Annotated in this window: 18 protein-coding genes and 1 pseudogene; 10 read left to right on the forward strand and 9 right to left on the reverse strand. The window is 65.4% G+C overall.

Annotated elements, in window-relative coordinates; translation table 11 throughout:
* Positions 1-77 precede the first annotated feature (77 nt).
* From dcp to C1932_RS01010, 3 genes are all read left to right on the forward strand, one after another.
* Positions 78-2,234 (forward strand): peptidyl-dipeptidase Dcp, encoded by a 2,157-nt coding sequence (gene dcp / locus C1932_RS01000; protein ID WP_108760918.1) that lies wholly within the window; start codon positions 78-80, stop codon positions 2,232-2,234.
* A gap of 167 nt (positions 2,235-2,401) precedes the next feature.
* Positions 2,402-3,028 carry a signal peptidase I gene (gene lepB, locus C1932_RS01005; RefSeq protein ID WP_108760919.1) on the forward strand — a complete coding sequence of 209 codons (627 nt, stop codon included), beginning with the start codon at positions 2,402-2,404 and terminating at the stop codon, positions 3,026-3,028.
* A 120-nt stretch (positions 3,029-3,148) separates the two neighbouring features.
* A complete protein-coding gene (locus tag C1932_RS01010; RefSeq protein ID WP_108760920.1) occupies positions 3,149-4,405 on the forward strand; it encodes an MFS transporter in 1,257 nt (418 codons plus the stop codon).
* Between the two features lie 231 nt (positions 4,406-4,636).
* Here C1932_RS01010 and C1932_RS01015 read toward each other — a convergent pair.
* Both C1932_RS01015 and C1932_RS01020 read right to left on the reverse strand, forming a co-directional pair.
* A pseudogene (locus C1932_RS01015) lies at positions 4,637-5,544 on the reverse strand (LysR substrate-binding domain-containing protein).
* A gap of 131 nt (positions 5,545-5,675) precedes the next feature.
* Positions 5,676-6,644: a LysR family transcriptional regulator gene (locus C1932_RS01020; RefSeq protein WP_108748102.1), complete on the reverse strand. Its 969-nt coding sequence runs from the start codon at positions 6,642-6,644 to the stop codon at positions 5,676-5,678.
* Between the two features lie 110 nt (positions 6,645-6,754).
* Here C1932_RS01020 and aceB point away from each other — a divergent pair, with 110 nt between their 5' ends.
* The 4 genes from aceB to C1932_RS01040 all read left to right on the forward strand — a co-directional run bounded on the left by aceB (position 6,755) and on the right by C1932_RS01040 (position 13,627).
* On the forward strand, positions 6,755-8,377 hold the full coding sequence (aceB, locus tag C1932_RS01025) for a malate synthase A (protein ID WP_108760921.1): 1,623 nt from the start codon (positions 6,755-6,757) through the stop codon (positions 8,375-8,377).
* A 70-nt stretch (positions 8,378-8,447) separates the two neighbouring features.
* Positions 8,448-9,749 (forward strand): isocitrate lyase, encoded by a 1,302-nt coding sequence (aceA, locus tag C1932_RS01030; RefSeq protein ID WP_108760922.1) that lies wholly within the window; start codon positions 8,448-8,450, stop codon positions 9,747-9,749.
* Positions 9,750-10,042: 293 nt separating this feature from the next.
* Positions 10,043-11,083, forward strand: coding sequence for a GGDEF domain-containing protein (locus C1932_RS01035; RefSeq protein WP_108760923.1), 1,041 nt, complete (start codon positions 10,043-10,045; stop codon positions 11,081-11,083).
* A gap of 15 nt (positions 11,084-11,098) precedes the next feature.
* Positions 11,099-13,627: a putative peptide modification system cyclase gene (locus C1932_RS01040; protein ID WP_108760924.1), complete on the forward strand. Its 2,529-nt coding sequence runs from the start codon at positions 11,099-11,101 to the stop codon at positions 13,625-13,627.
* Positions 13,628-13,633: 6 nt separating this feature from the next.
* On the opposite strand, the gene C1932_RS01045 is transcribed toward C1932_RS01040, so the two are convergent.
* A complete protein-coding gene (locus C1932_RS01045) occupies positions 13,634-13,945 on the reverse strand; it encodes an NHLP-related RiPP peptide (protein ID WP_108760925.1) in 312 nt (103 codons plus the stop codon).
* A gap of 133 nt (positions 13,946-14,078) precedes the next feature.
* On the opposite strand from C1932_RS01045, the gene C1932_RS01050 reads away from it, so the two are divergent.
* Positions 14,079-15,254 carry a putative peptide maturation dehydrogenase gene (locus C1932_RS01050; RefSeq protein ID WP_108760926.1) on the forward strand — a complete coding sequence of 392 codons (1,176 nt, stop codon included), beginning with the start codon at positions 14,079-14,081 and terminating at the stop codon, positions 15,252-15,254.
* 155 nt (positions 15,255-15,409) lie between these two features.
* Entirely contained in the window at positions 15,410-16,567 is a 1,158-nt protein-coding gene (locus C1932_RS01055; RefSeq protein WP_108760927.1) for a putative peptide maturation dehydrogenase, read from the forward strand.
* 322 nt (positions 16,568-16,889) lie between these two features.
* Here the strand turns inward: C1932_RS01055 and C1932_RS01060 are convergent, their stop codons facing one another.
* Both C1932_RS01060 and C1932_RS01065 read right to left on the reverse strand, forming a co-directional pair.
* Positions 16,890-17,204 (reverse strand): NHLP-related RiPP peptide, encoded by a 315-nt coding sequence (locus C1932_RS01060; RefSeq protein ID WP_108760928.1) that lies wholly within the window; start codon positions 17,202-17,204, stop codon positions 16,890-16,892.
* Between the two features lie 410 nt (positions 17,205-17,614).
* Entirely contained in the window at positions 17,615-17,953 is a 339-nt protein-coding gene (locus C1932_RS01065; RefSeq protein ID WP_108760929.1) for an NHLP-related RiPP peptide, read from the reverse strand.
* A 92-nt stretch (positions 17,954-18,045) separates the two neighbouring features.
* On the opposite strand from C1932_RS01065, the gene C1932_RS01070 reads away from it, so the two are divergent.
* Positions 18,046-19,224, forward strand: a complete 1,179-nt coding sequence (locus tag C1932_RS01070; RefSeq protein ID WP_108760930.1) for a putative peptide maturation dehydrogenase — start codon at positions 18,046-18,048, stop codon at positions 19,222-19,224.
* Between the two features lie 38 nt (positions 19,225-19,262).
* On the opposite strand, the gene C1932_RS01075 is transcribed toward C1932_RS01070, so the two are convergent.
* The 4 genes from C1932_RS01075 to C1932_RS01090 all read right to left on the reverse strand — a co-directional run bounded on the left by C1932_RS01075 (position 19,263) and on the right by C1932_RS01090 (position 24,558).
* Positions 19,263-19,595, reverse strand: coding sequence for an NHLP-related RiPP peptide (locus C1932_RS01075; RefSeq protein ID WP_159094473.1), 333 nt, complete (start codon positions 19,593-19,595; stop codon positions 19,263-19,265).
* Positions 19,596-19,749: 154 nt separating this feature from the next.
* Positions 19,750-21,732, reverse strand: a complete 1,983-nt coding sequence (locus C1932_RS01080; protein WP_108763310.1) for an acetyl/propionyl/methylcrotonyl-CoA carboxylase subunit alpha — start codon at positions 21,730-21,732, stop codon at positions 19,750-19,752.
* Positions 21,733-21,773: 41 nt separating this feature from the next.
* The gene (locus C1932_RS01085; protein WP_108760932.1) at positions 21,774-23,384 is read right to left on the reverse strand and encodes a carboxyl transferase domain-containing protein; all 1,611 of its coding nucleotides are present in this window, start codon (positions 23,382-23,384) and stop codon (positions 21,774-21,776) included.
* 10 nt (positions 23,385-23,394) lie between these two features.
* Complete coding sequence (locus C1932_RS01090; RefSeq protein ID WP_108760933.1) at positions 23,395-24,558, reverse strand: isovaleryl-CoA dehydrogenase; 1,164 nt, start codon at positions 24,556-24,558, stop codon at positions 23,395-23,397.
* Positions 24,559-24,560 lie beyond the last annotated feature (2 nt).

The raw sequence follows: 24,560 nt of genomic DNA on the forward strand, positions 1-24,560 counted from the left end.
GGCACATGCCGGGCGGCCGCGACAGGAGTAGGGTGGAGGGCTGTCATTCCCTACCGCCCGCCCAAGGAGCGTTCTACATGTCGCGTACCGTAGTCCTGGCCGCCGCCATCAGCCTGGCGCTGGCGGCCTGTTCCGGCAAGGAGTCCACCCCCGTGTCCGAAGCCCAGCAGACCCCGGCCCAGCAGCCGGCCGATGCCTCCACCAATCCGCTGCTGAGCGCCAGCACGCTGCCGTTCCAGGCGCCGCAGTTCGACAAGATCAAGGACAGCGATTACCTGCCGGCCTTCGAAGAAGGCATGCGCCAGCACCTGGCCGACGTGCGCAAGATCGCCGACAACCCCGAGCCGGCCACCTTCGACAACACCCTGGTGGCGATGGAGCGCAGCGGTGAAACCCTCACCCGCGTGTCGCGCATCTTCTTCGGCCTGGTCCAGGCCGATGGCACCGACGCGCGCCAGAAGATCCAGGAAGAGATCGCACCGAAGCTGGCCGCGCACCAGGATGAGATCAACCTCGATCCGAAGCTCTTCGCCCGCGTGAAGTCGCTGTACGACCAGCGCGACACACTGGAGCTTGACCCCGTGCAGAAGCGCCTGGTCGAGCATTACTACGACGGTCTGGTGCGCGCTGGCGCCCAGCTGTCCGACGCCGACAAGGCCAGCCTGCGCAAGCTGAACGTGGAAGAGACCACGCTGTCCACCCAGTTCCACACCCGTCTGGTTGCGGCCACCGCCGCCGCCGCCGTTGTGGTGGACGACAAGGCCAAGCTGGCCGGTCTGGACGAGAACGCGATCAACACCGCGGCCAACGACGCCAGCGCCCGCAAGCTGGACGGCAAGTTCCTGCTGCCGCTGCAGAACACCACGCAGCAGCCGGTGCTGGGTTCGCTGAGCGATCGCGACCAGCGCGCCGCCGTGCTGAAGGCTTCGGAAACCCGCGCCGAGCGCGGCGATGCCAACGACACCCGGCAGACCGTGCAGCGCCTGGCCCAGCTGCGTGCGCAGAAGGCCAAGCTGCTGGGCTTTGACACCTACGCCGATTACAACCTGGGCGACCAGATGGCCAAGACTCCGGCCGCGGCGCTGAAGCTGCTGACCGATACCGTGCCGGCGGCCACCGCCAAGGCGCGCGAGGAAGCGGCCGACATCCAGAAGGTGATCGACGCGCAGAACGGCGGCTTCAAGCTGGCCGCTTCGGACTGGGACTTCTACGCCGAACAGGTGCGCAAGGCCAAGTACGATCTGGACGAATCGCAGATCAAGCCGTACTTCGAACTGGACAACGTGCTGCAGAACGGCGTCTTCTACGCCGCCACCCAGCTGTACGGCATCACCTTCAAACCGCGCACCGACATTCCGACCTACAACCCGGACATGAAGGTGTACGAAGTGTTCGACAAGGACGGCACCTCGCTGGCCCTGTTCTACACCGACTACTTCAAGCGTGACACCAAATCCGGCGGCGCCTGGATGGACGTGTTCGTTGAACAGGATGGCCTGACCGGTGCCAAGCCGGTGGTCTACAACGTCTGCAACTTCACCAAGCCGGCCGCAGGCCAGCCGGCGCTGCTCAGCTTCGACGACGTCACCACGCTGTTCCATGAGTTCGGCCACGCGCTGCACGGCATGTTCTCCAACGTGAAGTACCCGTCGATCGCCGGCACCGCCACCTCGCGCGACTTCGTCGAGTTCCCCTCGCAGTTCAACGAACACTGGGCGCTGGACCCGAAGGTGTTCGCCAACTACGCCAAGAACTACAAGACCGGCGAGCCGATGCCGCAGGAGCTGGTGGACAAGATCCTGAAGGCACGCAGCTTCAACCAGGGCTACGCCACCACCGAATACCTGTCGGCGGCGCTGCTGGACCTGGCCTGGCACACCCAGAAGGCCGATGCCCCGCTGCAGGATGTGGGCGCCTTCGAAGCCAGCGCGCTGAAGAAGTTCAAGGTGGACCTGCCGCAGGTGCCGCCGCGTTACCGCACCACCTACTTCGACCACATCTGGGGCGGCGGCTATTCGGCCGGCTATTACGCCTACTTCTGGGCCGAAGTGCTGGACCACGACGCGTTCCAGTGGTTCACCGAACACGGTGGCCTGACCGCGGCCAACGGCCAGGAGTTCCGCGACAAGATCCTCTCGCGCGGCAACAGCGTGGAATTGTCGACCCTGTACCGCGATTTCCGCGGCAAGGACCCGTCGGTGGAACCGCTGCTGAAGTTCCGCGGGCTGAAATAAGAAACAGAAAACGGCGGGGGCAACCCCGCCGTTTTTTATTGCGCCGCACCGGGGTCGGATCCCTTTCCGCACTGCGGAAAGGGATCCGACCCCCTTGCCCGACCCGACCGGGAACCTCTCCCGCCGGCTTGTGGTCTGATCCACCTACCACCCACCCGGAGCCTGTCATGGATGCTGTCGCCCGCCCTCCCTTTTCCCAACGCGCACTGGTCTGGCTGAAGAAAGAAGCCCTGCCCCTGCTGGTGATGCTGGGCCTGCTGGCCGCCGCCCGCGACACCCTGGCCAACCACTACGTGGTGCCCAGCGGCTCGATGCAGCCCACCCTGCAGCCCGGCGACCGCGTGGTGGTGGACATGCGCGCCTACGGCCTGCGCCTGCCCTTTACCCACCAGCAACTGCTGGCCACCGGCACCCCGCAGCGCGGCGAAGTGGCCGTGTTCGATTCGCCGGCCGACGGCACCCGACTGATCAAGCGCGTGGTGGCCGTGGCCGGTGACAATGTGCAACTGCACGGCGGCCACCTGACCATCAACGGCCATCCGCTGCAGATCGCCGGGCTGGCCGATACCGAAGCCTTCGGTCCGCGCCAGGCGCAGCTGGACCTGGACATGGGCGGTGGCCCGGACATCGCCGACCTGCAGGTGCCGGCCGGCAAGGTGCTGGTGCTGGGCGACCACCGCGGCAACAGCTTCGACGGCCGCTTCTTCGGTTTCGTCGATGCCGATGCCCTCTACGGGCGTGCGGTATCGGTGTACTACCGCCGCGGCGACGGCTTCGAGTGGCAGCGGCTGTAAGCTGAATTGATACGTTTCACATATCAATCCTGACCCATCAGGTTATGGATCGACTGGATGAGGCGGCCTACGCTGGCCGCCTGACCCCCACCTTGGCCGCCCCCACGGCCACCCGATTCCATGACTGGCGAAACCGCGGCGGCCGACAGCGCCCGCCCCCGTACCCTCGATTCCGGCACTGACACCCGCATCCAGCAGGGCACCCCGGCGTTCCGCCGTACCGCGGTGGCGCTGTTCCTGGCCGGCTTTTCCACCTTCGGCCTGCTGTACACGGTGCAGCCGCTGCTGCCCGAGTTCAGCCGCCACTTCGGCGTGTCCGCCGCCGGCAGCGCGATGTCGCTGTCGCTGAGTACCGGCACGCTGGCGGTGGCCATGCTGCTGGCCGGCCTGCTGTCCGATGCGGTGGGCCGCCGGCCGTTGATGATCGCGGCGCTGATGGCCTCGGCGCTGCTGTCGCTGTGCACCGCGCTGGTGGACGACTGGACCACGATGCTGGTGCTGCGCACCCTGCTGGGCCTGGCCCTGAGCGGCGTGCCGGCGGTGGCCATGACCTACCTGGTGGAGGAGATGGACAGCCGCGCGCTGGGCCTGGCCATGGGCCTGTACATCGGCGGCAATGCCATTGGCGGCATGAGCGGGCGCCTGCTGGCCGGCATCATTGCCGACCATTGGGGCTGGCGCTGGGGCATCGGCGCGGTGTCGATCATTGCGGTGGCCAGCACCGTGCTGCTGTGGCTGCAGCTACCGCCGTCGCGGCACTTCCAGGCCCGTCGCGGCGGCCTGCGCCAGTTGCCGTCGCGCTGGCGCACGCTGTTCGCCGACCCCGGCCTGCCATGGCTGTTCGCCACCTCGTTCGTGCTGATGGGCGTGTTCGTCACCCTGTACAACTACCTGGGCTACCACCTGCTGGCGCCGCCATACCACCTCAGCCAGACCGTGGTCGGGCTGATCTTCAGCGTCTACCTGGTGGGGACCTTCAGCTCGGCATGGATGGGCCAGCTGGCGATGCGGCATGGGCGGGGCCGCATCCTGACCATTTCCTTCGGCCTGATCGGCGCCGGCATCGTGCTGCTGATGCTGCCGTGGCTGGCCACCATGGCACTGGGCATCGCGCTGGTCACCTTCGGTTTCTTCGGCGGGCATTCGGTGGCCAGCAGCTGGGTCGGCAGCCGCGCCGGTTCGATGCGTGCCGAAGCCTCGGCGCTGTACCTGTTTGCCTACTACCTGGGCAGCAGCGTGCTGGGCGCCGTGGGCGGGCTGGCCTACGCCGCATGGGATTGGCTGGGCGTGTGCCTGTTCACCGGCGTGCTGACCCTGCTCGGCGGCGGCATCATCTGGGCGCTGCAGCAGCGTGCCCCGCAGCCGGTGACCGCCTGAACCCCCGCCAGGTTCCACGTGCGTCCGCTCTGGTAGGTGCCGACCTTGGTCGGCACTCTGGCGCGGGCCAACCAAGGTTGGCCACTACCACTACAAGGCGTCCCCGCAGCCGGTGATCGCCTGAACCCCAGCGGGGTTCCGCGCGCGTCCGCTCTGGTAGGTGCCGACCTTGGTCGGCACTCTGGCGCGGGCCAATCAAGGTTGGCCACTACCACTACAAGGTGGCCGCGGTCATTCCGCCGCGAAGGCGCCACGCAGCAAGCCGGCGAAATTGCGGATCAACGGCGTCACTCCTTCGCGGCGCCACGCCAGCTGCACTTCCGAATGCGCGCCGGCGTCGGCCATCGCCACGAAGCGTGCGCCTTCCACGCGGATGTGATCGCACGACGCCGGCAGGATTGCCGCCCCAGACCCGCAGCGGCCAGGCTGATCAAGGTCGACGCCTCGCCCGCCTCCTGCACGATGCGCGGGGTGAACCCCGCCGCCGCGCACAGCGCGATCATGTGGTCGTGGATACCGGCACCGGCGCTGCGGCGGAAGGCCACGAAGGGCTCTTGGGCGAAATCGCGCAGCGACAGCGCGCCGCTGGCCGACAGCCGGCGCAGGGCAGGGTGGTCGGCATGCACGATCAGCGCCAACGGATCGACGAACAGGCTGTGCGCCACCAGCTCCGGCGGCAAGGTGCGCTTGCGGATGATGCCCACGTCCAGGCTGCCGTCCAGCAGCGCATCGATCTGCTGCAGGGTGTTCATCTCACTCAGCTGCAGCCGCACCTGCGGGTACTGCTGGCGGTAGTGCAGGATCGAACGCGGAATCTGCGGCGACAGCGGCGTGGCCCGGGTCAGGCCGATATGTAGTTCCCCCTGCTCGCCGCGCTGCGCACGCTGCACCTCCTCCACCGCGCTTTCCACCTGCTGCACGATGGCCCGCGCGCGTTCCTGCAGCAGCTCGCCGGCAGGGGTCAGCTGCACCCGGCGATGGCTGCGCACGAACAGACGTGCCCCGATCAGTTCTTCCAGCTGCCGGATCTGCTGGCTGAGCGGCGGCTGCGACATGCCCAGCCGCTCGGCCGCCTGGCCGAAGTGCAGCGTATCGGCAACGGCCAGGAAGTAGCGCAGGTGGCGGAGTTCGATGGACATCGGCCCAGTCTATACATGGGGTCAGATCCCGTCGCGCAGCGGCGGGCGCTGACCCCCGGTAGGTCAAGCGTATCCACGCATGGCGTGGATCTACCGTGTCGACCAAGGTCGACACCTACCAAGAGCAGAACCTACCGCTCCGAATGCCCGCTCTGGTCGTAATCGCGCGGGCTGAACAACTCCGGCTGCACCAGGTCGATGAACGCCCGCGCCTGCGCCGACAACGCCTTGCCCCGGCGCACGATCACCCCGTAGCTGCGCTCGGGGAACCAGCGCTTCATCGACCGCGCCGCCAGCCGCTCGCCATCGCTTTCGTGCAGGCACAGTGCCGGCACAATGGAAATGCCCATACCCATCGCCACGTACTGCTTGATCACTTCCCAGCCACCCACTTCCAGCGCCACCGTGTACGCAATGCGGTGGCGCTGGAAGACCTGGTCCACCAGCCGGTAGGTGATCTGCCGCTTCGGTGGCAGCACCAAGGGGTAGCGCGCGATGTCGGCCAGTTCCAGCTCGCCGCCGCTGGCTAGCGGATGGTCGTGCGGGGCAATCAGCACCTGCTCGAAGCGGTAGGCCGGCGCATAGGTCAGGTCGGCCGGCACGTCGGTCATCGAACCAATGGCCAGGTCGGCCGCATCCTCGCGCAACAGGTCGGTGCCGTCGGCGCTGATCGCGTTGTGCAGGGTCAGGCGCACATCGGGATGGTGCTGGCGGAAGCGTTCAACGATCTTCGGCAGCAGGTACAGGATGGTGGAACTGTTGGCGGCGATGTTCAGTTCGCCCGCATCCATCCCGCGCACCTTGTCGCGGAAGCGTGCCTCCAGCCCGTCCAGGCTTTCCACCAGCGGCTGCGCCATCTCGTACAGCAGCTGGCCCTCGCGGCTGGGCACCAGGCGCCGCCCACTGCGCTCGAACAGCGGCACCCCCAGCTCGCGTTCCAGCGCCTGCAACTGCAGGCTGATGGCCGGCTGGCTGACGAACAGCGCCTCAGCTGCCCGTGAGACCGAGCCCAGGCGCACCGTCTGGCAGAACGCGCGCAGTGGCTTCAGCCGGTCGGATTTGTAGGAAAAACGCGGACTTGGCGGGCTGCGTGTGGGCATGGCGTCACAAGTATTAGCACGTTTTATGTAAAGCATTGCAAAAACTGTTTTGCCAAATACTGGGGTGCGGCGGCACTTTGGGGGCGTTCCCCCACCGCTGGAGTTGCCCCATGTCCGCCGTCGCTTCCGCCGTTCCCTCCACCCCGGCCAAGGCCACCCCCGGCATCGCCCTGGCGACCCGTGTGGCGGGCCAGGACACCGTGCTGCCGGCGCCGCTGCTGGCCCTGCTGGTGTCGCTGCACCGCGCGGTGGAACCGGGTCGGCAGGCGCGGCTGCAGGCCCGTCGCGAGCGCCAGGCGTTCTTCGACCAGGGCGGCCTGCCGGACTTCCGCAGCGACACCGCCGCGATCCGCAGTGGCGACTGGACCGTGGCCCCGCTGCCGGCCGCGCTGCAGGACCGCCGCGTGGAGATCACCGGCCCGACCGACCCGAAGATGGTCATCAACGCGTTGAACTCCGGCGCCAAGGTGTTCATGGCCGACTTCGAGGATTCCACCTCGCCCACCTGGCGCAACCTGCTGGCCGGGCAGCAGTCGCTGGCCGCCGCCGTGCGTGGCGATCTGCAATTCACCGCCGCCAACGGCAAGCACTACACCCTGCGCCCCTTTGAGGAACAGGCGGTGCTGATCGTGCGCCCGCGCGGCTGGCACCTGGACGAAAAGCACGTGGCCGTGGACGGCCAGCCGCTGGCCGGTGGCCTGTTCGACGCGGCCGTGTTCGCCTTCCACAACGCCCGCGCGCTGCAGGCCAAGGATCGCGGCCCGTACTTCTACCTGCCCAAGCTGCAGAGCATGGAAGAGGCCGCGCTGTGGGAAACCGCGCTGTCGCACATCGAAGGGATGCTGGGCCTGCCGCACGGGCAGATCAAGGTGACCGTGCTGATCGAAACGCTGCCGGCCGTGTTCGAGATGGACGAGATCCTGCACGCGCTGCGTGACCGCATCGTCGGCCTGAACTGCGGCCGCTGGGATTACATCTTCTCCTACCTGAAGACCTTCCGCCGCCACGCCGACCGGGTGCTGCCCGAGCGTGGCCAGGTGACCATGACCCAGCCGTTCCTGAAGGCCTATTCGGAACTGCTGATCCAGACCTGCCACCGCCGCGGTGCGCATGCGATGGGTGGCATGGCCGCACAGATTCCGATCAACCACGATGCCGCGGCCAACGAGCAGGCCATGGCCCGCGTGCGCGCCGACAAGCTGCGCGAAGTCAGCGCCGGCCACGATGGCACCTGGGTCGCACACCCGGCGCTGATTCCGGTGGCGCAGGCGATCTTCGACGAACACATGCCCGGCCCGAACCAGCACAGCGTGCTGCGCCAGGACGTGCGCGTGGGCCGCGACGAGCTGATCGCACGGCCGCCGGGCAGCATCACCCGCGCCGGTTTCGAGGGCAACGTGGAAGTCTGCGTGCGCTACCTGGCCGCCTGGCTGGACGGCAACGGCTGCGTGCCGATCCATCACCTGATGGAAGACGCGGCCACCGCCGAGATCAGCCGCAGCCAGCTGTGGCAGTGGCTGCACACGCCGGGGCAGCAGCTGGACGATGGCACCGCCATCGACCTGGGCCTGCTCGACAGCACCCTGGCGCAGCTGCCGGCACGACTGGGCGACACCAGCGCGCTGCCCGGCGGCAGCCGCATTGCCGAAGCCATCACCCTGCTGGGCGAACTGAGCCGCAGCAACGACCTGACCGATTTCCTGACCCTGCCGGCCTACGCGCGCATCGACTGACTGCTGCACGCGCTCCCACGCCGCTTCCTTCCCCGCTGCACCCGCTGCACGAACCGAACTGGAGAAAGACATGAGCACGCTGCCCACTGCCGAACAGATCCAGCACGACTGGGACACCCACCCGCGCTGGGAAGGCATCCAGCGCAACTACAGCGCCGCCGACGTGGTGCGCCTGCGCGGCACGGTCCACATCGAGCATTCGCTGGCCCGGCTGGGCACGGAAAAGCTGTGGGCCTCGCTGCACGAGCGTGAGTTCGTCAATGCGCTGGGCGCGCTGACCGGCAACCAGGCCATGCAGCAGGTCAAGGCCGGGCTGAAGGCGATCTATCTGTCGGGCTGGCAGGTGGCCGCCGATGCCAACCTGGCCGGGCAGATGTACCCGGACCAGTCGCTGTACCCGGCCGATTCGGTGCCGGCGGTGGTCAAGCGCATCAACAACACCCTGCTGCGCGCCGACCAGCTGCACCATGCCGAAGGCAAGGACGAGATCGATTTCCTGCAGCCCATCGTGGCCGATGCCGAGGCCGGATTCGGCGGCGTGCTCAATGCCTTCGAGCTGATGAAGGCGATGATCGAAGCCGGTGCGGCCGGTGTGCACTTCGAAGACCAGCTGGCGTCGGTGAAGAAGTGCGGGCACATGGGCGGCAAGGTGCTGGTGCCGACCCGCGAGGCGATCGAGAAGCTCAACGCCGCGCGCCTGGCCGCTGACGTGCTGGGCGTGCCGACCCTGCTGGTGGCGCGCACCGATGCCGAGGCGGCCGATCTGCTGACCAGCGACATCGATGCCAACGACCGCCCGTTCACCACCGGCGAGCGCACCGTGGAAGGCTTCTACAAGACCCGCAACGGTCTGGACCAGGCGATCAGCCGCGGCCTGGCCTACGCCCCGTACGCTGATCTGGTGTGGTGCGAGACCGGCAAGCCGGACCTGGAATTCGCACGGAAATTCGCCGAAGCGATCCACGCGAAGTTCCCCGGCAAGCTGCTGGCCTACAACTGCTCGCCCAGCTTCAACTGGAAGAAGAACCTGGACGACGCGACCATCGCCAAGTTCCAGCGCGAGCTGGGCAGCTATGGCTACAAGTTCCAGTTCATCACCCTGGCCGGCTTCCACGCACTGAACTACGGCATGTTCAACCTGGCCCACGGCTACGCGCGCCGCCAGATGAGCGCCTTCGTGGAACTGCAGGAGGCCGAATTCGAAGCCGCCGAGCGTGGTTTCACCGCCGTGAAGCACCAGCGCGAAGTGGGCACTGGGTATTTCGATGCAGTGACCCAGGCGATCCAGCAGGGGCAGTCCTCGACCACCGCGCTGACCGGCTCGACCGAGGAAGAACAGTTCCACGGCGGGCGCAGCGAGCGCGCGGCCTGAGCCGAATCCGGCCGGCCCCTGTCCGTAGAGTCGAGCTTGCTCGACTGGCGCAATCCGGCCGGCACCCGCCAACGACCCCCGATCAGGGTGGCCAGGGAAGGGCCAGACGACGCCGGCAGGTCGGGGGACCTGCCGGCGTTGTTGTAAGCGAACTGAGCACTGCGTCAGCTGAATAGGCGCTGCGCGGGGCAACCCACCGGGATCTGCGGCGATTTGACGCAAAATGAGAAGCGGCGCACAGTTTCAAGCGGTGCTATGCTCCGCTGCTCACCAGGGGACGCTGGCGGCAGGGAATGACCGGCAGGGGTTCAGCCGAGACATCAGACATGACATCCGGTATCGCCACAGCGGCGATGGCCGGGATGACGCATGCCGTGCTTTCCGACGCTGAAGTGGCCCTGTTCGCGCAGTTTGCCCAGCCGCGTCCGCTGCCGGCCGGCCAGTGGTTGTTCCTGCGCGGGCACCCGGGACAGAGCATGTACGTCATCCTGGAAGGCCAGGTCGAACTGGACTTCGGCGAAGACCTGCTGGTGAAGACCCTGGGCCGCCACGAGTTCTTCGGCGAACTGGGCCTGCTGATGGGCAACCACGCCCGCAGCGCCGGCGCCCGCGCCATGAGCGACTGCACGGTGCTGGAACTGGGCCCGGATGCCTTCCAGCGCCTGGTCGATGCCGACCCCGGCCTGGTGGCGCAGTTCCTGCGCCGCACGATCATGCGTGTACTGGCCAACGAACAGGCGCTGATCAGCCAGCTGCGGCGGCGCAACCACGACCTGGAAACCGCGCTGGACAACCTGTACATCACCACCCACCAGCTCACCCATACGCGCGAGCTGGTGCGTACCGATGAACTGACCGGGCTGCACAACCGCCGCGGCCTGACCCTGTACCTGAAGGAATCGCGCGCGCACCCCGACGGCCCGCCGCAGGCGTTGCTGCTGATCGACTGCGACCACTTCAAGCAGATCAACGACCGCCATGGCCACCAGGCCGGCGACCGGGTGCTGCAGAGCATGGGCAACATCCTGCGTTCAATGGCCGGCGAGCACGATCTGGCCTGCCGCCTGGGCGGCGATGAGTTCTGCCTGATCCTGCGCCGCGCCGACCGCGAGGCCGCCCAGCATGCCGCCGAGTTCATCCTCAGCGCCGTGCACGGCCTGCTGGAACGCGGCCACGGCACCCCGCACGTCAGCCTGGCCAGCATCGGCGTCAGCATGCTGGTACCGGAGGCCGACTGGAGCGAATGGTATGCCGGTGCCGATCGGGCGCTTTACGAAGCCAAGCGCGCCGGCGGAAACTGCCTGCGATGGGCCCACGGCCCGGACGGACAATGAGCGGAGACCCAGGTGATGAACGGCGACACCGGAACGTCGACCCCGCACACCACGCAACTGCGGGCACTGCTGTTCACTGATCTGTGCGATTCCACCCAGCTGGTGGAGCGGATGGGCGATACCGCCGCCGCCGAATTGTTCCAGGACCACGACCGCTTGGTGATGGCCCTGCAGCAGCGCTGGAACGGCCAGCAGATCGATCGCTCCGACGGCTTGTTCATGCTGTTCGAACGGCCGGTGGATGCGCTGGGCTTCGCCCTGGATTACCAGCGCGGGCTGCAGGCGCTGGGCGGCAAGCGCTCCATCCTGCTGCGCGCGCGCATGGGCCTGCACGTGGGCGAAGTGCTGTTGTGGAACAACAGCGCCGAGTCGATCGCGTTGGGCGCCAAACCGGTGGAAGTGGAAGGACTGGCCAAGCCCATGGCCGCGCGCCTGATGCAGCTGGCACGCCCCGGGCAATTGCTGCTGTCGGCCGCCGCCGAATCGATGGCGCGCCGTGCCGTGCACGAACTGGGCGACGCCGGGCAGGGCCTGAAGTGGAAGTCGTACGGGCGCTGGCGCTTCAAGGGCGTGGCGCAGTCGATGGAAGTGTTCGGCCTGCAGGACCCGACCACGGTGGCGCCCGGCCGCCCGCGGCAAAGTGGCAAGGCAACGCGGGACATACCGCTCTGGCGGCAGCCGCTGGTGATGACGGCGCAGGTGGGAGTGGTTGCCGCCCTGCTGGTCGGAGGCTGGTTCCTGACCCGTCCGCAGCCGGCCATCGCGTTCGCGGAGCGCGATTGGGTGGTGCTCGCTGGGCTGCGCAACCTGACCAGCAATCCAATGCTGGATGATGCGCTGGACCAAGCATTCCGGATCAGTCTGGAGCAGTCGCGCTACGTCAATATCGTCAGTGATGACCGCATCGTACGGACGTTGGAGATGATGCGTAAGCCGCTGGAAGGCGGCGTGCGCGAGCGCAGCGATGCCGCCGCCGTAGCGATGCGTGCCGGGGCTCGGCTGCTGTTCGTACCATCAGCCACCGATGTGGGCGGGCGTACGCGCTTCAGCGTTGAAGTGGTTGAGCCGTCGACCCTCCGAACACTTACCGTAGTGTCTGCTGATGCCCGTCCAGGTGCAGTACTGGCGGCAGTGGATGACGTGTCGCGAAAGCTGCGCGACACACTGGGCGAAGAAACGACGCTGATCCAGCGCGACAGTCATGCCCTGCCTGAAGTAACCACCGGCAGCATGGATGCATTGCGTGCGTTCGCCCTTGGGCAGAAGCGCTATGTCCGTGGCGACTACAAGGGGGCGTTGGCATTCTACCGCCAGGCAACTGACATTGATCCGCAGTTCGCACTTGCGTGGCTGGGTCAGAGTCGCAGCCATTTCGCCACTCCTGATTTTGCTTCAGCAGGCGCTGCGCTCGCAAAAGCCGCGGAACGGACGGTCCACCTGCCTGCCCGCGAAACGTTCTACGTTCGTGCTTGGATGTTGCAGATCAATGATCCAGACCGCGCAACAGATTCGTGGTTGCGTATGGCGGAGATGTACCCGGATTACCTGCCGGCCAGCAACAACGCTGCGATGAACTTGTACAACGAAAACCGACTGCAGGACGCCTTGCCTTTGGCCCAGCGGGTGGCAACCAGTCAGGTCGACCTGCTTGCAGTTGGCCAGGACCAGTACGGCCGCATCCTTCTCGGGCTTGGTCGCTACGAAGAGGCGGACCGAGCGCTCGCACTGGCGGCCGCCGGAGGGTGGCAGGGGGCGCTGACTCGGCAGGCCACCGTCGCTGCAGCGCGGGGCGACTTCCGCAAGGCAACCCAGTTGCTGGACCGAGTCGATGCGGGCAACTACCACGCCGATATCTCCCGCACATCGGTCGCCCTGGATCAGGGTGACACCGGCGCCGCATTGGCCGCCGCAGCGCGCGGCTTGGAACGAAGCCAGCAAAAGGCTGGACTCGAACGAAGCATGTACCACCTCCCGCTGGCAGTCAGCTACCTCAAGGAGGGCAAAGGCCAGCGCGCGATCCCATTGCTGGAAGAAGTCTGTCGCCTCGCGTTCGACGGCATCGATGGTCAGCCGGCGGTAGAAGTCATTGATCGCATCGTGACAGCGCAGGCTGCCGCTCTGGTCGCTCTGAGGCTGGGAAACACCTCAATCGCTCACCGCGTGCAGTCGCGCATTGCAGCAGTGAGGAATCGTCCGGACAGCTTGGTCGTGCATGAGTTCAATGCAGTGATCGCCGCAGAAGATCTGCGCCATCAGAACAAGCCGCTGGAGGCGCTGAAGGTGCTTGATCCTTTCATGGGAAAGAGTTCAAGAGTGCAGACTCGAGTTGCCGCGTTGCACGCGGCGCGCGCGGCACGGCTCGATACCCTGGCGCAGCAGCAGCTGAGCTGGTTACGGGCCCGGCCTGGGCTGGCTTACGCTGAGATTGAGTGCGCGTTCTGTCTGCAGGGTCTGAACATCCTCGACGTGCGGGATGCTCAACGTGCCAAAGACATTGAAAAGCCGCAGCTTCCGAGGGCTGCGGCCTCCCCTTCTTCTGGTTGACGTCGCTCAGCGAAGCGTGCGCGGCGCTGAGCCGTTGTAGCCATTCTCAAGCATAGGCACGTTGAAGGCAGTGCCTGAAGTGAGCATGCCGACGATCTCCGGCAGCGCGTGCACGATGACATTCTTGTCTGCCAAGTGGATGTTGCAGCAGCACTCGTTGACGAATTGGGTCAGTTCGGCCGGATCTGCCGGAACATGGCCGGCTTCCAGTAGTGCCGCTTCCGGCGATGCGGTGAAGCGAGCCCGGAAATCGTCATCGGTGGCGAGCAGGTTGACGAGATGAGAAGCGACGGCAGGTTCAAGCTTCAGGGAAGGCATGTTGGATCTCGAGTGAGGAGGAGCTCCTCCATAGTGACGGCCTCCTTAAGACTTTCTTGAGGAATTTGAGACGGCCATCAAGGAATGACGGTTCTGTTCGATAACAAGGCAGATGTGTCCAACAGGAAAGTCCATGCAGATCCGGCGTTGCGCAATCGTCATGATGGAACCGCGGGAGACGACGACGTTCCATTTCGAAGACCTGATTCGTGGAGGGGACGGCCTCCGCCGTTCGCGCGCCTGGTTCGCGCTGGCGCCGCACTTGCCAGAGCCGGTCGAAATCAGTCGCGCGCAGCAGCACTGGCTCGGGCAGTTGAGCCCGAACGCATGGCAGTCCGTCGATGACGACAGCGAAGATGCATCGGTTGCGCGCGAACTTGTGCAAGCGGGCCTGGCTTTCCTGCAGGACCAGCCTGAAAATGCGGTGGGTCGTGCCGACGAGGCGCTGCGCGCGACCTATTGGCACCCGCTTGCGGCCGTGATGCATGCGTTCTCGCGCTGGGATGGTGTTGATGCCGTCAGTAACATGCGTGAGTCGCGAACCGAGACCGCGGTACAAATGCGACAGACCCTGGGTGCACCGCCGTCCACCACCATATCGCGATGCTTGACCGGAGCTATCCGCCTTCCCCGTGCTGAACCGGATGCATTCGACGGGCTATTAGCGCGACGAACCACCTGCCGAAACTTTGATGCAGGGCGTCTTCTTCCGTTGCAGACCCTGTCGCGCATGCTGCAGCGTGTCTTTGGCAGTACCGGAGAACAGCGTGTCAGCGACGATCTGGTGTTCCTGAAGAAGAATGTGCCGTCGGGTGGGGGACTGCACCCGGTTGAGGCCTATCTGATCGTCCAGAATGTCGAAGGCTTGCCTCCAGGCCTGTACCACTATCGTGGCGACACCCACCATCTGGAACCGATAGCAACGGACATCACCGTTGATCGGCAGTTCGTGATGGGAGTGCTCGGCCAGCAACATTGGTTCGCCGATGCTCATGTGCTGATCGCGCTGGCGCCACGCTTCGACCGTACGTTCTGGAAGTACCGCCAGCATGCCAAGAGCTACAGGGTTGTTGCTCTGGAAGCCGGCCACCTGTCGCAGACCCTCTATCTGGCCGCCACAGACGCGGGGCTGGGGGCCTTCATCACAGCGGCAATCAACGAGAAGGCAATCGAGCGTGCCTTTTCATTGGACCCCATGCGAGAAGGGGTGCTGGCGGTCTGCGGATTCGGTTGGCGTGCCTCCACGATGGAAACAACGGAACTTGATCCTGCCGGTCACATCTGGAAAGGGGCGCCGGAAGCGGACTAGGCGATCAAGCCATCGCTCGACTCGCTCTTTGCACTGTTGATCTGCAGTGGAGTCCTCCTCGCGGCACTGCTTTGTGTGGGGCCGAGGGTCATGGAACTAGTAGTCGAGGAGCTCCATACTGCCTGCATTTCCGCATGAGCTAATTGGACTCTCATATGAAGGTTCGCCGTTGCTCCATCATCATGTTCGAATCCAAGGCAGAACTGTCATTGGATATGCCGCTATTGATGAGTGGAGGCGCTGGTTTGGCGACCACAATGCAGTGGTATGCACTGGCTGGCCATCTCGACGCGCCGATTGATATCTCGTCTGAAGAATTGATTCTTCTGGGCCAATTCGAGCCCGATCGCTGGGTGGATGTGACTGAGGTGCACGTGGATCAGAGCCAAATGATGCGATTGGTCGAACTCGGGATATTGATTAGTGACGATCCAGCGTGGGAATCTCACAAGGGGCGCGATGAAGACGTTCGGTCAACCAACTGGTGGCCGTTGGCTGCACTGGCTCATCGGATGGGGCGCTGGGCTGGCGTCGACAGCGCGAAGGAGATGCACGAAAGCAAGTTGGTGACCGCAGATGATCTTCTGATGAAGTTTGGACCACCGCCACCTTCGGTAGCAGCGCCTGACGCATCGGCCATCCGGCTGCCAGATACGATCTCCGATGCGCGCGATGAACTGCTGGGTTTGCGCGTTACCTGCCGAAATTTCGATAGCAGCAGGGCATTGCCATTGCCAATGCTATCGCAGGTGATGAAGCGGACTATGAAGGCTCATGCGGTGGTTCGGCCAGGTCCGGGGATTGAATTCCTGAAGAAGAACATACCTTCCGGAGGTGGTTTGCATCCATTGGAGACCTACGTGATCTCACTGGATGTAGAAGGTCTGGCGGCTGGAGTGTATCACTATCATTCTGTGGAGCACTCATTGCGCGAAATCGCCAGCCATAGAGAAGGCCTTCGTGAATCCGTCCTCGGCTATTTGTCCGGCCAGCACTGGTTCGTCGATGCGTCAGTGCATATCGTGCAGGTCGCTCGATTCTCGCGCAGCTTCTGGAAATATCGGAACCATTCCAAGGCCTATCGTGCTGTCTTGCTTGATGCAGGTCATCTGTCGCAGCAGTGGATGCTCTCGGCCACTGAGCTTGGCTTGGCGGCTTATGTCACTGCAGGCATCAATGAGATCGATTTGGAGGAGTTGCTGGGGGTGGATGGCATCGAGTCAAGTCCCATAATGATGTGCGGCTTGGGGTGGCGTGCGCAGAGTCAGGCCACCAGTGAATTCGACCCGCTGGCGCGGATCTGGAGCGAATGAAAATGCTGGTCCTGATACCCGCCAGGACGTCTGGTACAACAAGACGCAGTGACACAAAGAAAGGGGCCGGCATTGCCGGCCCCCTTCTTTGTGCATCGGAACTCCGAATGTCCGACGCACTGACCGCCTCTGAGTGGTTCCAGCACGGAGCGAGTGAGGACTCATGGCGACCGAGTAGCAGTTAGTAACGGCTGCTTATTGTTCGTGGATTTCAGTGAGTTCCTCCCAGGAGCGAAGACTGCTGGGCAGTACCCATGCGCCTGGTGCTGCTGCGTTGTTGTCGCAACTTGGAAGCGAAAGGCAGAGACACTGATTCCGCCATTCAGGCGGCTTGTGTCGGATCCACGTTGGCCAGCAACGCCTGGCCTTGGCGAGCTTCGAAGTAGTGTGGCAAGCTGAAAATTGCCCGCTGGGATACGGCTTGCTGCAGTTGCAGGCGGATCGCAAGAAATTCTTCCTTTGACGCCAGCTCACCCGGCAGTGCGCAAGCGCCTGGGACAGTCATGTTCTGCAGGCCGTACTCGGCGAGAGCAGCAGTCGGATCCGCAGCAAAGTGGGTCCGGAACGTGTCGTCAGCGCAGAGAAGGTCAAGCAATTGGACTGCACTGGTGGCGGTCAAGGGGCGCTTATGAGTCATTGGAATTTCCTGCTTTGTGGTCTGAATTTGGGGTGGTCGTCACACGGATCGGATCAACATTGACGGCGCGGACATTCGACGTTGCTGTACCTCGCACTCACCAGAGGAGATAACACATGACGGCCTCGAAACCAATCGGTCATCAGGTGTGGCTTGAGGTGGCGGGCCCAGACTCGAGCGACCAACGATTCCGAGCCGCTGTAGCAGATCTGGAATGAACATAAGTCCCCACTCTGATCGATCAACCGCGCCGCCGCACGAGCAGATGGGAAACCGGGATGGGGACGGGTATCGCCCACCTCAAGTCCGGGTGGGGTTACATACGGCGCGAAATGCTTGGCGCCAACCCGCTTCCGACCTGGACGCCCGACGACGCGCTGTCCATCGGGCACCGGCCCATTGGTGCGGAATCAGGCAGCCCGGGCCTTGGAACCCGGTGCAGGCTGCCTCAGAACGTGGACGCCTCCCAGGCCGGCATCCAGTGCCGGTACCAACTGGGCCATACCCGAGGTCAGCATCAGGTTGATCTCATCGCGTGCGGCGGCGATCACTTCCTTCGACGCCAGCTCGCGCACAGCGAAACAAACGCGCAGCACCTCCCACTCAGCCGGCTGGCGCTGCGCATCGAATCCGACTGCCAGCAAGGCTTCACCCGGGTTTGCAGAGAACTGCGCGCGGAACGCGTCATCGGTGGCCAGTAGATCGACCAAGCGACGTGCAACGCCAATGTCCAGCGAGGGTAGGGCCATGTCACCATTCCTTGTTCGAAGTTGGCCGGCAGTATAGTCACCGGCCGCAGGCAATGGTAAAGAAGGGGATTGATTGCGCCTCGCTCTTGTCCATGCCACTTGTTGATCAGATCCGTCGTTGTGAAATCCTCTTCTTCGAGCCGCGCGAGGTTGTGCGCTTCGCCCTGGAGGGCTTGCTGGCTGGCGGCAATGGCTTGCTGCGCGAGCAGCACTGGGTTGCGCTGGCGCCGCACCTGGCAGAACCCACCACGGTCTCGGCCGCAGAACGGGAACTGCTCGGTACGCTGAGTCCAGTGCAATGGGCCGAGCACGCGCTGGATGAGCCGTTGCTGCGTGGCCTGGTAGAACGAGGGCTTGTGATCACCCGGCAGTGCTCGGACGCAACCCTGGTCGAGCATCGGCAGCGCGATGAGGCCATACGCCAGAGCTACTGGCACCCGCTCAATGCCGTGATGCATGCATTCACTCGCTGGGAGGGCGTCGATGCGGTAAAGAACACCGAGGACGCCGGTGTGGGCACGGCAACGGGCATGCTGGATGTGTTGGGCCCGCCACCCATTCACCAGGCAGTAGAACCCGCTGGGTCGACCATCGATCTGCCAGCGCCGGAACGGACAGCACTGGATGATCTGCTGGCTCGACGGGCTACCTGCCGCAATTTCGACAGCGCGCGTCCCTTGACCCTGGAGGTGTTCACCCAGGTGCTGCACCGCACGTTTGGCGCGCAGGCCGTTGTGGATGTCAGCGATGAGCTGTCATTCGAGAAGCGCAACAGTCCTTCTGGTGGCGGTCTTCACCCTTGCCACGCGTATCTGGTGGTGCAGAACGTGGAAGGCATTCCCGCAGGGCTGTACCGCTACCACGGGATCCGCAACCAGCTGATGCCGCTGCCCGCGCCGGGGGGCGATCTGCATGCATTCTCGATGCAATGCGTGGCCCAGCAACATTGGTTCGCGGATGCGCACTGCCTGGTACTGACCGTCGCCGATTTCGACCGCACGTTCTGGAAGTATCGGCGTCATGCCAAGGGCTACCGCGTGGTTGCGCTGGAGGCCGGGCATCTTTCGCAGATGCTGTATCTGGCAGCCACCGAGTGTGGCGCGGCCGCGTTCATTACCGGTGCGATCAATGAGCGCAGCATCGAGCAGGCACTGGACCTGGACAGCTCCCGTCAGGGGGTGTTGGCCGTATCCGGATTTGGTTGGCGTGGACCGTCCATGCAGACTGCCGAGCTGGATCCGCGGCAGTCGGTCTGGCAACGGGTCGACTGACCTCATCGTGCCGGTATGTCGCGCTTCCTGCGCGACAATCAGGCGGCTCGCGTCCGGGACGACCACGGCTTCAGAACGTGCGCGCGTCCAGGATTCGCATCCAGTGCCGGAACGATCTGGTTGATTGCAGACGTCAGCAACGCATGGATCTCGTCTCTGGCCGCAAGAATGGATTCCTTCGGCGCAAGCTCGCCAACGAGGAAGCACATGCTCAGGGCCTTCCAGTCGTCTGGGTTGCGTGCTGCATCAAACCCTACCTGTACCAGCGCATCACCCGGATCCCGCACGAACTGGGCGCGAAAGAGATCGTCGTGTGACAGTCGGTCGATCAAACGACGCACGACGTCGGCTTCCAAGGCTGGCAATGGCATGGGTGCTTCCATTCTGGCTGTTGATGGGAAGGTGGCCGACTGGCCGGCCGACCAGTACGTTAGCACTGGTTACGCCGCACGCGGAGTAGCTGATCGGCGGGCACGGCAGTCGGCCCAGCTGAACATGGCCAGCTGAGCACGCGCCCACCCAACCTCAACCCACCTCGAAATCCACCAGCACCGCGCCATCCCCCACCTGGTCGCCCGCCTTGGCGCGGTACCCCTTCACCGTGCCATCGGCCGGTGCCTGCAGGGTGTGCTCCATCTTCATGGCCTCCAGCACGACCAGCGGCGTGCCGCGCTTCACCTGGGTGCCCGCCTGGACCAGGGTGGCCACGATCCTGCCCGGCATCGGTGCCAGCAGGCTGCCGGCATCGGTGCTTGCAGTGTCCGATTCGGCAACCGGATCGTGCAGGGTGAAGCGGTGCTGGCCCGCTGCATCGAACAGGAACAGCTGGCCGCCGTCGCGCAGCAGCTGCGCCGACCGGCGCCGACCACCTACCTGCAGCGTCAGCTGCTGTGCATCGGCGGTGCCGATCAGCGTTGCCGGCGCCGCGTCATCGCACTGCACGCGCCAGCCGTCGGCCTGCGCCCACACCTTCAGGGTGCGCGTGCGCTCGCCCTGCTGCAGCGGCAGCACGCGCGCTGCGGCGGCACCCAGGCGCCAGCCATCCTGCGCCTGCCAGGGTGAATGCGGATCGCGCGCATCGCTGCCGGCACGCGCGGCGCTGGCCACGGCCGCGACGGCCGCCAGCTGCCACAGATCGTCATCGGCATCGCCCACTGCATTCAGTGCGGTCTGCTCGCGTTCGATCAGCGCGGTATCCAGCTTCGCGTTGGCAAACGAATCGGTGTTCACCAGCCGGCGCAGGAAGCCGGCATTGGTGGTCACGCCCACTACCTGGCAGTCGGCCAGGGCCTGGCTCATGCGGCGCAGCGCGGCATCGCGGTCCACGTCCCAGACGATCAGCTTGGCAATCATCGGGTCGTAGTACGGGGTGATGCTGTCGCCTTCCTCTACGCCGGTATCCACGCGCACGTTCGCCGACGGCGTCGGCAGTCGCAGGCGGCGCAGGGTGCCGGTGGACGGCAGGAAGCCGCGGTCGGCATCTTCGGCATACAGCCGCGCTTCGATGGCGTGGCCGTGGATGGCCAATTGCTCCTGGCGCAGCGGCATCGGCTGGCCAGCCGCAACACGCAGCTGCCACTCCACCAGATCGGTGCCGGTGATGAACTCGGTCACCGGATGTTCCACCTGCAGGCGGGTGTTCATTTCCATGAAGTAGAAATCGCCATCCGGACCGGCAATGAACTCCACCGTGCCGGCGCCCACGTAGCCCACCGCGCGCGCGGCATCGACGGCCGCCTTGCCCATGGCCGCGCGGCGCTCGGCGCTCATGCCCGGCGCCGGTGCTTCTTCCAGCACCTTCTGGTGGCGGCGCTGCACCGAGCAGTCGCGCTCGAACAGGTAGACCGCATCACCGTGGGTATCGCCGAACACCTGGATCTCGATGTGGCGCGGGCGCTCGACATACTTTTCGACCAGCACATGGTCGTTGCCGAAGGCCGATGCGGCCTCGCGCTGGCAGCTGGCCAGCGCATCGACGAAATCGTCGCTGCGTTCAACCTTGCGCATGCCCTTGCCACCGCCGCCGGCGCTGGCCTTGATCAGTACCGGGTAGCCGATGGCATCGGCCTGTTCGCGCAGGAAGGCCGGTGCCTGCTGGTCGCCGTGGTAGCCCGGGGTCAGCGGTACGCCGGCCTGGGCCATCAGCGCCTTGGCCGCGCTCTTGTCGCCCATCGCGCGGATGGCGCTGGCCGGCGGGCCAATGAAGGTGATGCCCGCAGCGGCACACGCATCGGCGAAGTCCGCATTCTCGGACAGGAAGCCATAACCGGGGTGGATGGCCTGTGCACCCGTGCGCCGCGCCGCGTCCAGTAGCACGTCGGCGCGCAGGTAGCTGTCGCGGGCGGCGGGCGGGCCGATATGCACGGCTTCGTCGGCCAGGCGCACGTGGCGCGCGGTGCGGTCGGCATCGGAATACACCGCCACGGTGGCGATGCCCAGGCGACGGCAGGTGGCAATCACGCGGCAGGCGATTTCGCCACGGTTGGCGATCAGGATCTTGGTGAACATGGCAACGGGCTTCATGGGAGCGTGCTCGGTCATGGCATGGGTTACATGCGGAACACGCCGAAGCGCGTCTGCTGCGGGGCGGCGTTCAGGCTGGCCGACAGCGCCAGGGCCAGTACTCGGCGGGTATCGACCGGATCGATCACGCCGTCATCCCACAGGCGGGCACTGGCGTAGTAGGGGTGGCCCTGCTGTTCGAACTGCTCGCGGATGGGCGCCTTGAATGCATCTTCTTCTTCGGCCGGCCACTGGCCGCCCTTGGCCTCGATGCCATCGCGCTTCACCGTGGCCAGCACGCTGGCGGCCTGCTCGCCGCCCATCACGCCGATGCGTGCGTTGGGCCACATCCACAGGAAGTTGGGCGAATAGGCGCGGCCGCACATGCCGTAGTTGCCGGCGCCGAACGAGCCGCCGATGACCACGGTGAACTTGGGCACCTTGGCGCAGGCCACGGCCATCACCAGCTTGGCCCCATCCTTGGCGATGCCGCCCTGTTCGTACTTGCGGCCGACCATGAAGCCGGTGATGTTCTGCAGGAACACCAGCGGGATGTTGCGCTGGGTGCACAGTTCGATGAAGTGCGCGCCTTTCAGGGCCGATTCGGAGAACAGGATGCCGTTGTTGGCGATGATGCCGATCGGGTAGCCGTTCAGATGGGCAAAACCGGTGACCAGGGTCGCGCCATAGCGCGGCTTGAATTCATCGAAACGCGAGCCGTCCACCAGGCGCGCGATCACTTCGCGCACGTCGTAGGGCTTGCGCGTGTCGGCGGGAATCACGCCATACAGCTCATGCGCCGGCAGCAGCGGCTCTTCGGGTGCCTGCACGGCCATCGCCGGTTCCGGCTTGCGCCAGTTCAGCTGGGCGATGATCGCGCGCACCCGCGCCAGTGCCTGCAGGTCGTTGTCGGCCATGTGGTCGGCCACGCCGGAAATGCGCGTGTGCACGTCGGCGCCGCCCAGCTCTTCGGCAGTTACCACTTCGCCGGTGGCGGCCTTCACCAGCGGCGGGCCGCCCAGGAAGATCGTGCCCTGTTCACGCACGATCACCGTTTCATCGCTCATGGCCGGTACGTAGGCGCCACCGGCGGTGCAGCTGCCCATCACGCAGGCGATCTGCGGAATGCCCTGCGCCGACAGGTTGGCCTGATTGTAGAAGATGCGGCCGAAATGATCGCGGTCGGGGAAGACCTCGTCCTGCAGGGGCAGGAAGGCGCCGCCCGAATCGACCAGGTAGATGCAGGGCAGGCGGTTCTGCTCGGCCACTTCCTGCGCGCGCAGGTGCTTCTTCACCGTGACCGGGTAGTAGGTGCCGCCCTTCACCGTGGCATCGTTGGCCACGATCACGCACTCCACGCCGCTTACCCGGCCGATGCCGGCCACCACGCCCGCTGCGGGCACCGCATCTTCATACATGCCGTGCGCGGCCAGCGGCGCGATTTCCAGGAAGGCGCTGCCCGGGTCGAGCAGGGCGTCGATGCGGTCGCGTACCAGCAGCTTGCCGCGCGCGGTGTGCTTGGCGCGTGCCGCCTCGCTGCCACCCAGCGCGGTGCGTGCCAGGGTGGCGTGCAGATCGTCGACCACGGCCTGCATGGCCGCGCGGTTGCTTTCAAACGTGTCGCTGCCCGGTTGCAGCTGGGTGTTCAATACGGTCATCGCAGTGGCCTTACAGGGTGCGCTGGAACAGTTCGCGGCCGATCAGCATGCGGCGGATTTCCGAGGTGCCGGCGCCGATTTCGTACAGCTTGGCGTCGCGCCACAGGCGGCCGGTCGGGTATTCGTTGATGTAGCCGTTGCCGCCCAGGATCTGGATCGCCTGGCCGGTCAGCCAGGTGGCTTTTTCGGCGGCATACAGAATGGCGCCGGCGGCGTCCTGGCGGGTGGTGCGGCCCTGGTCGCAGGCGCGCGCCACCGCGTAGACGTAGGCGCGGCAGGCGCCCAGGCCCACGTACATATCGGCAATCTTGGCCTGGATCAGCTGGAAGCTGCCGATCGCCTCGCCGAACTGGTGGCGTTCGTGCACGTAGGGCATCACCACGTCCATGGCCGCGGCCATCAGGCCCAGCGGACCGCCCGACAGCACCACGCGCTCGTAATCCAGGCCGGACATCAGCACGCGCACGCCGCCGCCGATGGCACCCAGCACGTTTTCTTCGGGCACTTCGCAGTCCTGGAATACCAGTTCACAGGTGGGCGAGGAGCGCATGCCCAGCTTGTCCAGCTTCTGCGCGGTGGAAAAGCCCTTCATGCCCTTTTCCACCAGGAAGGCGGTGATGCCCTTGGCACCGGCGTCCATGTCGGTCTTGGCGTAGACCACCAGCACGTCGGCGTCGGGGCCGTTGGTGATCCACATCTTGTTGCCGTTCAGTACGTAGCGGTCGCCGCGCTTGTCCGCGCGCAGCTTCATCGACACCACGTCCGAACCGGCGCCCGGCTCGCTCATCGCCAGTGCACCCACCTTCGCACCGCTGCACAGGTCGGGCAGGAAGCGCTGCTTCTGTTCCTCGCTGCCGTTCTTGCGCAGCTGGTTCACGCACAGGTTGGAGTGCGCGCCGTAGGACAGGCCGATGCCACCCGAAGCGCGCGAGATCTCTTCCATCGCCACCACGTGGGCCAGGTAGCCCATGCCGGTGCCACCGTATTCTTCTTCCACGGTCAGGCCCAGCAGGCCCTGTTCGCCCAGCTTCGGCCACAGCGCCAGCGGGAACTGGTTGCTGGCATCGGCCTCGGCAGCGAGCGGAGCGACCTCGGCGGCGGCAAAATGGGCCACGCTCTGGCGCAGCAGGTCGATCTCTTCGCCAAGATCGAAGTTCAGGGATGGCACGTGCATTG

The organism is Stenotrophomonas sp. YAU14D1_LEIMI4_1 (assembly GCF_003086815.1).
Classification (GTDB): Bacteria; Pseudomonadota; Gammaproteobacteria; order Xanthomonadales; family Xanthomonadaceae; genus Stenotrophomonas.

What these genes read in the sequence shown, in the direction of transcription:
- C1932_RS01075 (WP_159094473.1), bottom strand. Translation starts at nt 19,595, where the DNA reads ATGCCATTGCCAGCCTTGGAAGCCGACGTCGTGCGTCGTTTGATCGAC.
- C1932_RS01045 (WP_108760925.1), bottom strand. Translation starts at nt 13,945, where the DNA reads ATGCCTTCCCTGAAGCTTGAACCTGCCGTCGCTTCTCATCTCGTCAAC.
- C1932_RS01020 (WP_108748102.1), bottom strand. Translation starts at nt 6,644, where the DNA reads ATGCCCACACGCAGCCCGCCAAGTCCGCGTTTTTCCTACAAATCCGAC.
- C1932_RS01080 (WP_108763310.1), bottom strand. Translation starts at nt 21,732, where the DNA reads ATGTTCACCAAGATCCTGATCGCCAACCGTGGCGAAATCGCCTGCCGC.
- C1932_RS01060 (WP_108760928.1), bottom strand. Translation starts at nt 17,204, where the DNA reads ATGACTCATAAGCGCCCCTTGACCGCCACCAGTGCAGTCCAATTGCTT.
- C1932_RS01065 (WP_108760929.1), bottom strand. Translation starts at nt 17,953, where the DNA reads ATGGCCCTACCCTCGCTGGACATTGGCGTTGCACGTCGCTTGGTCGAT.
- dcp (WP_108760918.1), top strand. Translation starts at nt 78, where the DNA reads ATGTCGCGTACCGTAGTCCTGGCCGCCGCCATCAGCCTGGCGCTGGCG.
- C1932_RS01055 (WP_108760927.1), top strand. Translation starts at nt 15,410, where the DNA reads ATGAAGGTTCGCCGTTGCTCCATCATCATGTTCGAATCCAAGGCAGAA.
- aceA (WP_108760922.1), top strand. Translation starts at nt 8,448, where the DNA reads ATGAGCACGCTGCCCACTGCCGAACAGATCCAGCACGACTGGGACACC.
- C1932_RS01035 (WP_108760923.1), top strand. Translation starts at nt 10,043, where the DNA reads ATGACCGGCAGGGGTTCAGCCGAGACATCAGACATGACATCCGGTATC.
- C1932_RS01010 (WP_108760920.1), top strand. Translation starts at nt 3,149, where the DNA reads ATGACTGGCGAAACCGCGGCGGCCGACAGCGCCCGCCCCCGTACCCTC.
- C1932_RS01090 (WP_108760933.1), bottom strand. Translation starts at nt 24,558, where the DNA reads ATGCACGTGCCATCCCTGAACTTCGATCTTGGCGAAGAGATCGACCTG.
- lepB (WP_108760919.1), top strand. Translation starts at nt 2,402, where the DNA reads ATGGATGCTGTCGCCCGCCCTCCCTTTTCCCAACGCGCACTGGTCTGG.
- C1932_RS01085 (WP_108760932.1), bottom strand. Translation starts at nt 23,384, where the DNA reads ATGACCGTATTGAACACCCAGCTGCAACCGGGCAGCGACACGTTTGAA.
- aceB (WP_108760921.1), top strand. Translation starts at nt 6,755, where the DNA reads ATGTCCGCCGTCGCTTCCGCCGTTCCCTCCACCCCGGCCAAGGCCACC.
- C1932_RS01040 (WP_108760924.1), top strand. Translation starts at nt 11,099, where the DNA reads ATGAACGGCGACACCGGAACGTCGACCCCGCACACCACGCAACTGCGG.
- C1932_RS01050 (WP_108760926.1), top strand. Translation starts at nt 14,079, where the DNA reads ATGCAGATCCGGCGTTGCGCAATCGTCATGATGGAACCGCGGGAGACG.
- C1932_RS01070 (WP_108760930.1), top strand. Translation starts at nt 18,046, where the DNA reads ATGCCACTTGTTGATCAGATCCGTCGTTGTGAAATCCTCTTCTTCGAG.